The 13,236-nt window shown below is 39.3% G+C and carries 8 protein-coding genes and 1 riboswitch; all 8 genes read right to left on the reverse strand.

Features of this window, described 5'->3' with window-relative positions; genetic code table 11:
* Positions 1–161: 161 nt before the first annotated feature.
* The 8 genes from V7124_RS09395 to V7124_RS09430 all read right to left on the reverse strand — a co-directional run bounded on the left by V7124_RS09395 (position 162) and on the right by V7124_RS09430 (position 12,711).
* A complete protein-coding gene (locus V7124_RS09395) occupies positions 162–2,195 on the reverse strand; it encodes a transglycosylase domain-containing protein (RefSeq protein ID WP_335488375.1) in 2,034 nt (677 codons plus the stop codon).
* A gap of 303 nt (positions 2,196–2,498) precedes the next feature.
* Positions 2,499–3,710, reverse strand: coding sequence for an MFS transporter (locus tag V7124_RS09400; protein WP_335488378.1), 1,212 nt, complete (start codon positions 3,708–3,710; stop codon positions 2,499–2,501).
* Positions 3,711–3,724: 14 nt separating this feature from the next.
* Positions 3,725–4,138 carry a MarR family winged helix-turn-helix transcriptional regulator gene (locus tag V7124_RS09405; protein WP_335416925.1) on the reverse strand — a complete coding sequence of 138 codons (414 nt, stop codon included), beginning with the start codon at positions 4,136–4,138 and terminating at the stop codon, positions 3,725–3,727.
* 153 nt (positions 4,139–4,291) lie between these two features.
* Positions 4,292–7,741 carry a methionine synthase gene (metH, locus tag V7124_RS09410; protein WP_335488381.1) on the reverse strand — a complete coding sequence of 1,150 codons (3,450 nt, stop codon included), beginning with the start codon at positions 7,739–7,741 and terminating at the stop codon, positions 4,292–4,294.
* On the reverse strand, positions 7,719–9,581 hold the full coding sequence (locus V7124_RS09415) for a bifunctional homocysteine S-methyltransferase/methylenetetrahydrofolate reductase (protein WP_335416922.1): 1,863 nt from the start codon (positions 9,579–9,581) through the stop codon (positions 7,719–7,721). Before V7124_RS09415 ends, metH begins: the two co-directional genes overlap by 23 nt.
* 2 nt (positions 9,582–9,583) lie before the next feature.
* Positions 9,584–10,771: a cystathionine beta-lyase gene (gene metC / locus V7124_RS09420; RefSeq protein ID WP_335488384.1), complete on the reverse strand. Its 1,188-nt coding sequence runs from the start codon at positions 10,769–10,771 to the stop codon at positions 9,584–9,586.
* Positions 10,771–11,883, reverse strand: a complete 1,113-nt coding sequence (locus V7124_RS09425; RefSeq protein ID WP_335488441.1) for a methionine biosynthesis PLP-dependent protein — start codon at positions 11,881–11,883, stop codon at positions 10,771–10,773. The genes metC and V7124_RS09425 overlap by 1 nt, the downstream gene beginning before the upstream one ends.
* A gap of 265 nt (positions 11,884–12,148) precedes the next feature.
* Positions 12,149–12,263, reverse strand: a riboswitch (SAM riboswitch).
* Between the two features lie 88 nt (positions 12,264–12,351).
* Complete coding sequence (locus V7124_RS09430) at positions 12,352–12,711, reverse strand: helix-turn-helix domain-containing protein (RefSeq protein ID WP_335488387.1); 360 nt, start codon at positions 12,709–12,711, stop codon at positions 12,352–12,354.
* Positions 12,712–13,236 lie beyond the last annotated feature (525 nt).

Consider the following 13,236-nt stretch of genomic DNA (forward strand, 5'->3'; position numbering starts at 1 on the left):
TGCGGGGTCTCACTCAGCTCGTGCATCCCGCAGGAGTCGAGCGCCTTTCGCTCCAATCAACAGGTTCCAAAATCAACAGTATCCATTAAAACATCATTTTTATTTAGTATAATCATCTTAATTCTAACACAAAAGACACGAATCTCTTCGTGCCTTTTGTGTTAGTGCATATAGTTAGGGCCTATTCTTTTCCAGCGTTTTTCCCACTTATCTTTCTGATTTCTCCACTTCTCTTCCCATTTTTTTGCTCCGTCATTAAAATGTTCTTCAAGAGATTTACGATTCAATTCTTCTGCTTCTTTTTCTTGTCTCTTTTTAATTAACATGTCAATATGTGGGACATTAAAACTAGTCGATGGAGTACCTTTTAATGCTTCCTTCATAACTTCACGAAACACTATGGCTGCACCGGCACTGCTGGTCGTTTTCAAATAATGTTTATCATCCGTTTTATCGTACCCAACCCATACAGCTCCAACTAATTGAGGTGTGTAGCCAACAAACCATTGATCTTTCACACCCATAACACCTTCGATAGGCACTTGTGTAGAGCCTGTTTTTCCCGCTATCTCTCTGCCATCTATTTGAGCACTTTTTCCAGACCCATGTTCCACAACCCCAAGAAGCATTGTGTTCATTTGGTCGGTCACTTCCTTTGTTGTGACTTTATCTTTTTTTTCCTTCCATGCTGCCACGATATTTCCTTCAGCGTCTACAATCTTTTTTATTACATGTGCTTTCGTTCGGACCCCATTATTAGGGAAAACTGAATATGCCTCAGCCATAATTAGTGGTGACACTCCATGCTCTAATCCACCTAAAGCAAGGGATAAATTGCGATCACCTTTTACTAAAGGTATCCCAAAGCGTTTTGTTGAATTCAAACCGTTTTCAATGCCAATTTCATTTAATAGCCAAACAGATGAAATATTTTTGGATTCCTTCATGGCTTCATACATCGGCACTTCACCTGCATATTCATGGTTGTAATTGCTTGGTTCATATTCACCAAAGCTCATTGGTTCGTCCTTTAGCATATCTGTTATTTTCCAGCCAGCCTCAAGTGCAGGTGTAAAGACAGCCAGCGGTTTTATCGTTGAACCGGGCTGTGCCTTTAACCCAGATGCTCGATTGTACCCTCTAAAGGTATGCTCACCGCGTCCACCAACAATTGCTCGAATTCCACCGGTTTTTGGGTCAACAAGGATTCCGCCGCTTTGGACGAGTTGATCTGTACCTTTTGGAAATATCGCATCGTTTTGAAAGTTCTTTTCCATTGCATTCTGCATGTTGGGATCAAGCTCAGTATAAATTTGATACCCACCTGTTAGTAATTCATCCTGGGATAAGTGGAATTCTTTAATTGCTTCTTCAAATACTTGGTCAACATAGTGAGGATATTTCCCTCGGAATGGATCTCCTCCTTTATTATTTAAGATTACTTTATCATTGCTTGCTTGTTCATATTGTTGGGCGGTTATATAGCCCTGCATTTTCATTTGTGCTAAAACGATATTTTTCCTTTGTGTTGCTTTTTCGAGGTGATGATATGGATTTAAGGCAGATGGCGCTTTAATTATACCTGCCAATAAAGCTGATTCACTAATGGACAGATCCTTTACCTCTTTTGCAAAGTAATTACTAGCTGCATGCTTAATTCCCCATGCACCGTCACCAAAATAAATTTGATTTAAGTACATTTGAAGGATTTCCTCTTTATTGTATTGTCTCTCAATTTTCATCGCTAAGAATACTTCATCTACTTTTCTTTTCAAGGTTTTTTGTGACGTCAGTAATGTGTTTTTCGTAAGCTGCTGAGTAATAGTACTGCCCCCCTCAACCATACCACGTGCCTTTATGTCCCGAATAAGTGCCCTTGTAATCCCTATTAAATCAACGCCATGGTGCTGATAAAATCGACGGTCCTCTATCGCAATGACTGCATGTTTCAACGAGTCAGGAACCTGATTAATAGAAATACCTTCATTTTTATTAGCAGATACCTTGCTTGCAACCTCCCCATTTAAATCATAAAATACTGTCGCTTGTGGAAGTTCATTCTTTAATGAGGAAATATCCACATCCAATGAATATGCATATAGAATTCCTAAAAACCCCAAAAGTAGAAGCGAGAATGCAAGAACCATAACCTGGTTCATATGCCATCGCTTCCAATTATTCACAACCTTTTTCATAGGGCCTCCTTAAAAATTAAAATATAAGATATGAAGGACATCATTTTCTTTTTCCCAAAAAATGAAAAAATTAACCAAAAAAGTAAGAAAAGCGGAAGTGCCCTGGTCAGCGGCGTATGGCCTGGAGCGCTCCAACTGAGATAAAGGAAACACGAAGAGCCGGAGGCGATTCGATGTTGACTTATCGTAGGGCGGAGAGCGAAGGACACTAGCCGCTAGGGCGCAGGAGCTAGACAGTAAACTAAGTTCAAAAAAATATACTTTATCTTTTAAAAAGAACCATCATTTGATGGTTCTTAAGAGTTATTGCTCTTTTACTTGTAAGGCTTGCTGGCCTTTTTCTCCTTGTGCTGTTGGTTTTCTTACTTGAAGGAAGTAGTAAAGCACAGCTCCAAACAAAACGTAGAATGAACTTAAAAGATATAACGAACTAAAATCCATTTTTGCAGCGATTAAACCAACCAAGAAGGATCCTAATGCAATACCAATGTCATAGATTGAGAGAAAGGTAGCCGTAGCTAATCCGCGCTTTCTGGGTGCTGCATTTTGAATCGCAATCGTTTGAAAAGTTGGGAAAAGTGTTCCCCAGCCTAATCCAATCATTCCTGCAGAAGCAAGGAACATAAATGCTCCACTGCTTTGGCTTAATACAAACATACCAAACGCGAATAAGATGATGGCTGGAAAAACGATAACGTTAGGTCCATATTGATCCAACCATTTACCTGTAAAAGGTCTGGACATTAATAAGATAATCGCATAAACGACGAAGAAAAGACTAGAAACCTCGGTTAGATTAATTTCATTCGCATAGACGGATACGAAGGATAGTAGGGCAGAATAGACAATAGCTAGGAAACTGCCTACAATCGCAATCTTTACCGCAGAAGGTTCAAAAAAGTTTTTAAATGAGAATGCTGGAAGAATGACAATCTGGTCAGAGTCATCCGTTTTCGGTAATTTGACGGTTAAACCGGTGATAAGCGCTCCGAAAGCGACAATGACTGTCATAATAAACATAGTTTGCGAGTCCCATTGTTGAATGACTGTTAATCCCACAAAGGGTCCTAATACCATTGCCAAATTTGTCGACATTACAAAGTATCCCATTCCTTCGCCTCTTCGTGAACTTGGAATGAGGTCAGCGACAATTGCTCCAACGGCAGTGGTTGCCATTCCAAAGCCGATTCCGTGTAATAAACGAACGACAAGGAAACCGGTTATTGTTTTTGGCAAAAAGTATAAAAGAGAAGCAGCCGCGAAAACGATAAGAGCTGTTAAAAGCACTTTTTTACTGCTTGCCCGCTCAAGCCATTGACCAGCCAGCGGACGTGATACAATGGCTGATAGCAAGAATACAGTGGTCATGAGTCCTGCTTGCGAGGCATCACTGTCAAATTCCTGTAATGAAAAAATCGGCAGAGTGACAAGTAAAATATAAAAAGTTAGAAAAAGAAAAAAGTTACTTAAGGAAATATTTATAAAATCCTTCGTCCATAATTTAGGTTTGTTCATGTTATCTACTCCTTTTACAGTAGCTGCTTTAACCAGATACTTTGCAGTCTTACTAATTCTTGTTGTGCGTTTTGAGGGAAACTCTTTAGTAATGTCTGATTGCACTCAGAAACAGCATGCTCCCACTTAGGAAACTCTTTTACTGCTTTCTCAGTTAATTGAATATATTTCTCTCGTTTGTCTTTACCAGGAATCTGGCTTACATACCCTTGTTTAACAAGCCTCTGAATGGTTCGGGTCATAGGAGGAGCTTCGACAAATAAATACTCACACAGTTCTTTTTGAGTAATCGAACCTTTTGTATGTAAAACAAAAATGACAGACCATTGAGAACTATATAAACCAAGTGGTTTTAGTGCTTCATTTAGTTGATTGGTAAGTTGCCTAGAAAGTTGATGAAGAGTATGAAATAATGCGTGGTTAGTCATAGATTCCGCTCCAATATTAATATATGCATATTAGTTACCTAGGTAACTATATAGGTTTAATGATTAAATGTCAAGGAATGATCAAATGAGGCGACGAATTGATAACGCATAGTATAGAAAAAATCCGCGGAACCCAATCCGCGGATTTGAAATTTATCTTAAAACATTAAAATATCTTGCCTCTGGATGGGCAAAGACCATGGCAGAAACTGAAGCTTCTGGCTCCATCATGCAGCCATCTGTTAATTCAATCCCAATTTCTTCTGGTTGAAGTAACGCAAATAGTTTTTTCTGATCTTCTAAATCCGGACATGCTGGGTAACCAAAAGAAAAGCGTTGTCCCTGATATTTCGCTGTAAAACGATCCTGCATCGTAAAGGTCAGTGGGTCAGGGAAGCCCCAACGGTCGCGCATTTGCCGATGGATTAATTCTGCAAAGCCTTCAGCTGATTCAAGTGCTAAGGATTGCAGGGCATGACTCTCAAGAAAACGCCCATCTGCCTTTAACTGGTCTGCTTTTTCACGAATACCTCTGCCAGCAGTCACCGTGAAGAATCCCACATAATCTTTCTCACCACTGTCAACAGACTTAACAAAATCAGCCAAGCAGAGATGTGGTGCAGATTCCTGACGAGGAAAATCAAACGTTTCAATAATCGTATTCGTATCTGCTGGATCATAAATGAATATTTTGTTTCCTTCTGATTGAGCAGGGAAAAATTGATAGACTGCAGCTGGTAAAATCCAATTACCTTGTTTCGCATCTGCTAATAACCCATCAACGACTTCTTTTACCTTAACAGCCTTTTCATTCTTTTCAGCCAGTAGATTCGCAATCTTTCCTTTAACCCCTAGGTGATGACCGATTAACATTTGCATATTGATATATGGCTCAATATGGGAAAGGGAATAGGACTTAAGAATGTGTTTCTTCGTGTCCATTGGAGTAAAAACAGGCACTTCTGTAGAAACACTTGGTCTCGCCTTTACAGCGATAGATACGGATGAACGACTTTGAAACTCGCGCGGCAATTCTAAAGCAGCTTGTTTTTCCCTTTTCTCAGCAAACAGTTTTTCTTGTTCCCCTGGAGTTTGAAGCTGATTGGCAAGTGATAATCCATTCATTGCATCCTTTGCATATAGAACGAGTCCTTCGTACTCCTTAGAAATTTTGGTATCGGTGAACTTTCTAGAAAGAGCAGCGCCACCTACCATGATAGGTGTTGAGATTCCCGCTTCTTTCATATCCTGTGCAGTTAACACCATTTGCTGTGCAGACTTAACCAGCAAGCCAGATAAGCCAACGATGTCCGGTTTTTCCTTTTGAATTGCTTGAACAAGTTCAGTCGGTGATACTTTGATCCCTAAATCAACGACATTATAGCCGTTATTGCTTAGAATAATGTCTACCAGGTTTTTCCCAATATCATGGACATCGCCCTTGACTGTTGCTAAGATGACTTTGCCTTTGGAGGCAGAAACATCACCTTTTTCCATGTGAGGTTCTAGATATGAAACAGATGCTTTCATGACTTCAGCACTTTGGAGTACTTCAGCAACGATTAGCTGATTGTCATTGAACAGTCGTCCCACTTCCTTCATGCCTTCCATTAACGGTCCATTAATGATATCAAGCGGGGCAGGATAACTTTCTAATGCTAAAGCCAAATCTGGTAATAAACCTTCCTTTGTACCTTCGATCACATAATAAGAGAGTCGTTCTTCCAAACTCATGTTAGGTATAGTACTCTTTGTCTCTTTCTTTTTACCGCGATAAAATTCGGTAAACGTAGCTAATGAAACATCTGTTGTATTAAATAGAAGTTCCTCTGCTAACAAAACTTCTTCCTTGGATATCGAAGCAAACCGTTCTAGCTTTTCTGTGTTAACAATCGCATAATCCAGCCCTGCTACTGTACAGTGGTATAAAAACACGGAGTTTAATATTTCTCTGCCAACAGGCGGTAGACCGAAGGATACATTACTGACTCCTAGAATCGTTTGAACTTTAGGAAGATGTTCTTTAATTAACTTAATCCCTTCAACTGTCGCTTTAGCAGAACCAATATATTGTTCATCCCCAGTACCGACAGGGAAAACGAGCGGGTCAAAAATAAGATCCTGTGGCTTTAATCCGTATTTATTAACAAGAAGGTCATAGGAACGTTTGGCAATGTCTAATTTCTTTTCTGCTGTTACCCCCATACCTTTTTCATCGATGGTACCGACAACGACAGCGGCACCGTATTTATGAATGAGCGGAACAACTGCTTCAAATCTTTCCTCGCCATCTTCTAAATTTATTGAATTAATAATTGCTTTACCTTGCGTATACTTAAGGGCTCGTTCAATTACTTTTTCGTCTGTTGAGTCAATAACAAGCGGGACTTTAATCTTTTTAACCACTTCTGGAATAAAATTCTCCATATCAACCAGCTCATCACGATCAGGGTCAGCAAGACAAATATCAATCACATGTGCTCCACCTTTTACCTGTGCACGTGCAACTTCTGCAGCTTCTTCAATCTTGCCTTCATTGATGAGACGCTTGAATTTCCGAGAGCCAATTACGTTTGTACGTTCCCCAACCATAATCGGGCGCAGTGTCGGATCATCGTAAACAAATGGTTCAATCCCTGATACCATGTGGAAATCAGAAGGATGTTCATCGCGTGGTGCGTGCTTTTTCATTTCTGCTGAAATCGCCCGAATATGATCTGGCGTTGTTCCACAACAGCCGCCAACGATGTTTAACCAGCCGTGTGCGGCAAAATCAGCTAACTTTTTAGCCAGCGTTTCAGGAGTTTCATGGTAATGTCCTTCTTCATCAGGCAAGCCTGCATTTGGATAGCAGATGATCGCAGAAGAAGCAAGATTAGCAAGTGAACGGACATGCTCCTGCATAAATTCCGGACCTGTCGCACAATTTAGTCCTACTGCGATAGGTTTCATATGCTCTAAGGAAATGTAAAAAGATTCAATCGACTGTCCTGCTAGAGTTGTACCCATCGGTTCGATGGTACCAGATACGATTAATGGAAGAACCTTTCCTGTTTTACTAAAAGCGTTCTGTATTCCAACAAAACCAGCCTTTACATTTAACATATCCTGACTTGTTTCAAGGAGAAGCAGGTCGACACCACCATCGATTAGACCAATCGCTTGTTCTTCATAAGAATGAGCGAGTGCATCGAACGTAGTTCCACCCGTAACACTTAAGGTTTTTGTAGTCGGTCCCATTGAACCTGCAACATACCTTGGCCATTCAGAAGTAGTCAGTTTATCAGCTTCTATTTTTGCAAGTTGTCCAGCAATTTTATTTAATTCATAAGCCTTAAAGCCAAGATTATATTCGTCTAGCACAATGCTAGTAGCCCCAAAGGTGTTGGTTTCAATAATATCGGCACCGGCCTCTAAGTATTCACGATGAATTTTTGCGATTGTCTCAGGCGCTGTGATATTTAGATACTCATTACAGCCTTCATATTGTTCGCCGCCAAAGTCTTCTGCTGTTAAATTTTCCTGTTGGAGCATGGTACCCATGGCCCCGTCCATTACAAGAATTCGTTTTTGTAATTGTTCACTTAGTGAAGCTTTCAACATAGATGTTCCCCCTAACTTGACTTGCACGCTGTCTGGCATATATCGCTAATTCTGATGTCAATTCGTATCGCAAAAATGGTGTAATTAAATAAATTCCATTGAATAAGTCAATTGCCGCATCAATTAATGATTTCGTTATTTCAATTCCTTCACGTACAGCTTGCAGCGGCTGATCATTCAATGCTGCCATTGTATCACGAATCGATTGTGAGATTTTTATTCCTGGTACCTCATTATGAAGAAACTCTGCGTTTCTACTGCTTGTTAGTGGCATTAGTCCAATGTAGATAGGTGCATTAAGGTGTTTCGTTTGTTCATAGACTTCCACTAATTTTTCCTCAGAGAAGACGGGTTGTGAGATGAAATAATCAGCACCGAATTCAATCTTTTTCTCAAGACGTTTAACTGCCTTTTCTACAGATCGGACATTTGGATTAAATGCCCCTGCTATGCTAAAAGCGGCTTTTTGACCTAAGTCTTTTCCTGTTAATGATAAGCCTTCATTTAACTGTTTGATCATTTGTATTAGTTCAAAGGAAGATACATCATATACAGATGAAGCACCAGGGAAGTCTCCAACTCGAGCAGGGTCACCGGTAATAGCAAGAACATCATGCATTCCAAGGGTATGAAGTCCCATTAGGTGAGATTGCAATCCAATAATATTGCGGTCTCTGCAGGCAATATGGATAAGAGGCCGCATACCTAATTCTTGTTTAACAAGATAACCTAACGATTCATTAGAAATCCTCACCTGTGCTAAAGAATTATCTGCCATCGTGATTGCATCGATTCCTGCTGCTTTCAAGGCCTTTGCGCCCTCAAAAAACTTGCTGGTATCAAGCTTTCTTGGAGTATCTAATTCTACGATAACCGATGGCCGTTGCTTAACAATTTCCTCAAGAGGCTGCAGATCCCTTTTGGCTGCACCTGATTCTATGATGATTTTCTTCGTTTTTAGTTTTACTACTTTTTCAGAGATTGGCTGACTATTTTTTAACTCTGACGCAAATGCCTCAATATGCGCCGGGGTCGTTCCACAGCAGCCGCCCAGCAACCGCACGCCTTCTTGTCGGAATCTTTGAGCAGATTTCTTAAAATAATCTGAGTCCCCTTCATAACTGAATTTACCATCTGTATAGGTTGGCAGACTCGCATTCGGGTAGGCAGAAAGGTAAGCCTGTTTTGGCAGTTCAATTTGCTCCAGTGTTTTCAGCATATGATGGGGCCCGAGCCGGCAATTTAAGCCAATTACATCAGCACCCAGATCTTCAAGACGTCTTAAGGCATCATTAATTGGTGTTTGATCTTGCAGGACGTCGGGCTCCTGAAGGGAGACTTGGGCAATAATAGGGAGCATTGTTTCTTTTCTTGCTATCGCAAGAACCGTTTCCAGTTCTTCAAGGTCATAAAAGGTTTCTAATAAAATACCATCAACACCTTCTAACAATAGGCAATAAAGCTGTTCACGGAAACTGCGCTTTAATTCTTCAATCGATAAAGCACTCGGCTTAATTCCACGGTTTCCGCCGACGGTTCCAAGAACATAAGCGTTTTGCTTTGCTGCTAATTTTGCATTCTGAACAGCAGCGCTATTAATGGCTTTAATAGAGTCCTCAAGACCATATCTTTGTAGTTTTAGATAATTCGCCGCATACGTGTTTGTTTGAATCACATCCGCACCGGCATCAATATAAGCCTTATGAATTTCTTGAATTTTTTCCGGATGAGAAAGGTTTAACTCTTCAAGACAGCTATCTTTTCCAAATGAATAAAGAAGGGTGCCCATGGCACCATCACCTATTAAAATATGAGTTTTTAATTTTTCTAAAAAGGTCATCATCATTCTCCTTGCTGCAAGACCAATAGTTTTTGATTCACTTGATGTAATGCCTGAGAAAAATCTTTAATGAGATCATCTGGATTCTCTAAGCCGACGGACAGTCGAATAAGGCTATTTTTAATTCCTCGTTTTTCCCTTTCTGGTTGTGGCATGGCGGCATGAGACATTTTTGCAGGATAGGATAAAATGGATTCAACGGCACCAAGACTAACAGCAAATACAGGAATTTTAACATTTGAAAGAAAGACTTGAAGGGCCTGTTCATTTGTAAATTCAAAGGATAAAACTGCTCCCGGTCCGCCCGCCTGGTTCTTTTGCAGTTCGTACTGCGGATGACTTTCCAGACCAGGGTAATAAACTTTTTCAATTAATGGGTGAGCATCTAAAAATTCAGCTAGTTTTATGGCTGATTTTTGTGATTGTTCTAGTCTGACATGAAGGGTTTTTATACCCCGAAGCACGAGCCAGGCATCCTGTACCCCAAGTATAGCACCAAAGGAATTTTGTAAAGAATACAGTCTTTGACCTAACTCCTCATCTTTTACTACCGCAAGACCTGCAACTACATCACTATGACCAGATAAAAACTTCGTTGCGCTGTGAAGAACTAGATCGGCACCAAGCTCTAAAGGTCTTTGGTACTCGGGGGTTAAAAAAGTATTATCTACGTAAGTGATTGCATTAATTTCTTTGGCTAGAGCTGTAATGGCTGCAATATCCGTAACCTTTAATAAAGGATTGGACGGTGTTTCTACATAAAATGCTTTTGTGTTAGGCTTAATGGCCTCTTTTACTTGATTGAGGTCAGTCATATCGACAAATGTATGCTCAATCCCAAACCGAGTCAGTACTTGTGTAACCATTCGATAAGTTCCACCATATACATCTTCCGTAATGACAATATGGTCACCGGATGATAGCAGGAGGAAGGCTGTTGATATCGCAGCCATTCCTGATGAAAAAGCAAAGCCTCTCGTTCCACCTTCCAATTCAGCAATTACATCTTCTAACGCTTCTCTTGTGGGGTTTCCGCTTCTAGCGTAATCATATTTACCATAATTTTCTAAGTCAAATTGATGAAACGTTGATGCATGCTGGATTGCTACACTAACTGCTCCTGTGGCTGGATCCACTTTATGCTTATTATGAAGGAGATTGGTTTCAAAACTATATTTTTCTGTACTCATTATCCAATCACTCCTTCTTTTAATTTTGCTAATGCTTGTTCAAGATCATGAATGATGTCCGTTGGATCTTCTAATCCAACTGAAAATCTTAATAGTCGATTGCAAACCCCTGACTGAATGCGAATCTCTTCAGGAATATCAGCATGGGTTTGTGTCGCTGGATAGGTAATAAAGCTTTCCGTTCCGCCAAGGCTTTCTGCGAAGGTAATAAGTGAAAGTCCCTGTAGGAATGGGTTAACCCAAGCTTCATTTTGTAAGCGGAAGGAAACCATTCCACCTTTTCCTGGATACAGCACATCTGTTATACCATCATGGTTAGAGAGGTATTCAACAATGACCTTCGCATTGCTTTCATGTCTTTGCATTCTTAGTGATAAAGTTTTCATCCCGCGCATTACCAGCCAGGAATCAAAAGGGCTTAGGACTCCGCCCGCTCCGTTATGATGAAAAGCAAGTGCCTCACAAAGTTCCTTTCCTTTCGCGACAATAAGACCTGCTAGGACATCATTGTGGCCGCCTAAGTATTTCGTTGCACTGTGCATGACAATATCCGCACCCAGCAGGATTGGCTGCTGGAGGAGAGGGGTATAGAATGTGTTATCCACAATTAGAATAATTCCGTGCCTTTTTGCTATTTTTGAAACAGCAGCAATATCTGACTGCTGCATAAGTGGATTAGTTGGTGTTTCAAGGAAGATTGCCTTCGTTTGAGCGGTAATTTTCCTCTCGATTTCTTCCGGGCTACAGGTATTAACATATTGAGTCTGTAATCCCCATTTTTTAAATCCCTGTTCAAGTAAACGGTATGTACCTCCATATAAATCCTCGCTTACAATCCATTCGTCTCCAGATTGGAATAGAGAAAGGATTGTAAAGATAGCAGCCATGCCTGAACTACAGGCAAACCCTTGATCGGCACCTTCTAGATCCGCAATGGTCTTTTCAAGTAACTGGCGAGTAGGATTACCTGTCCGAGAGTAATCAAATCCTGTGGATTGTCCAATTCCCTCGTGGCGGTAAGCAGTTGAAAAATAAACAGGAGGATTAACGGTGCCTGTCACCGAATCACTTCTATTACCAATTTGAGCTAACTTTGTATCAATTTTATACACCATTCCATTATCCTCCCTTATATAAAGCTCTTTTCTTAAACATTGTGCTTTTGGGGATTAATACCCTTGAATGAACCATAAATTGTCCAAAATAGCCTCCATTGTAAGAAAAGAGCTAGCAAACTTAATTTCGAGCGCAAAATAGTTTGTTTCGCGTTAAAATCGGCATTAGGATTTTAACAACAAGATTAACAATACAGCCTAATAAAACAAAAAAAGTCTTCTATAAGAAGAAGACTTTTGGATGCTTTAGGCAATGTCATTCTTCTTATCTGCCAAGTTTAAAAAACTTGTTGGAGTTAGCACCTTTTCAATGAAAAAAGACATTGATGGTTGCTGAGGCGTCATAGGGCCATTCCCTCTTCCTCTCTTGATAAGAACATAAATATTTAGATTATTTATAAAATTTACTACACTAAAGGAGAAGTGTCAATGTTATTTAACAATAAATTTGAATGTAAGCGATTACTATCGTTTATTATTTTTTTCCCAAATTTTAAACTTAATATAATTAATATATTCCTTAAAATCTTCTTTTCCTATTCCATCCTTAATCGCTTTTTCAATTATATTCTCCCATTCCTTATCAAGGATCTTTTCGCCATCGCCATCCACCTGATTTTCTATTTGGTCTACCCCAATAAGTAAATATTCAATGGAAACATCCAATGGTTTGGCAACTTTCATTAAAAATTGAATGGAAGGATTTTTATTAAGATTCCGTTCAATATAGCTTAAATAAGATTTGGATACATTTGAAAGTTCTGCAAGTTCGGTTATAGAATATCCCTTTTGCGCTCTTAACCTTTTTATTCGCTCTCCAATCATAGGCTTCTCCTTTTACCATTTATAATGCTTTGACTTGGCAAACTAGATTAATAACATTTCCAAACAGAATAATCACACTGAGCTTATAAACTATTTATACATTGATAAAAATGATAAAAATGATAGGAGATTCATATCCTTTGGTATATTTCCTGCTTTAAGAAAATATACAATAATATTCGACCGTCTAGGCTAACGAAAAACTTTGCTACTTTATCTAAGTGATAGTATAACCGATATTTCGTTCTTTTTAAAGAACTAATTGGTGTGGAAATAGAAAAAAATTTAAAGAGAAATTATATATTTCTAGTTACCGAGAATTAGACAATTTCAAAGGATTATAATGTTTTATTAAAACACTATACGTGGTTACTATTGAATTATTTGGGGGTATATAGAAGTTTGAACTATAATTACTACGAAGTTTCTTACTCTTTTCTGAGAAAATAAAAGTGCTTTATTGAAGCGAAAACAATTTTTGTTGTTTTCGAAATATTTGATTGACTTGTTCTCTATACAGAATTA

It is taken from the genome of Neobacillus niacini (assembly GCF_036961885.1).
Classification (GTDB): domain Bacteria; phylum Bacillota; class Bacilli; order Bacillales; family Cytobacillaceae; genus Neobacillus; species Neobacillus niacini_H.

What these genes read in the sequence shown, in the direction of transcription:
- V7124_RS09430 (WP_335488387.1), bottom strand. Translation starts at nt 12,711, where the DNA reads ATGATTGGAGAGCGAATAAAAAGGTTAAGAGCGCAAAAGGGATATTCT.
- V7124_RS09395 (WP_335488375.1), bottom strand. Translation starts at nt 2,195, where the DNA reads ATGAAAAAGGTTGTGAATAATTGGAAGCGATGGCATATGAACCAGGTT.
- V7124_RS09400 (WP_335488378.1), bottom strand. Translation starts at nt 3,710, where the DNA reads ATGAACAAACCTAAATTATGGACGAAGGATTTTATAAATATTTCCTTA.
- metC (WP_335488384.1), bottom strand. Translation starts at nt 10,771, where the DNA reads ATGAGTACAGAAAAATATAGTTTTGAAACCAATCTCCTTCATAATAAG.
- V7124_RS09405 (WP_335416925.1), bottom strand. Translation starts at nt 4,138, where the DNA reads ATGACTAACCACGCATTATTTCATACTCTTCATCAACTTTCTAGGCAA.
- V7124_RS09415 (WP_335416922.1), bottom strand. Translation starts at nt 9,581, where the DNA reads ATGACCTTTTTAGAAAAATTAAAAACTCATATTTTAATAGGTGATGGT.
- metH (WP_335488381.1), bottom strand. Translation starts at nt 7,741, where the DNA reads ATGTTGAAAGCTTCACTAAGTGAACAATTACAAAAACGAATTCTTGTA.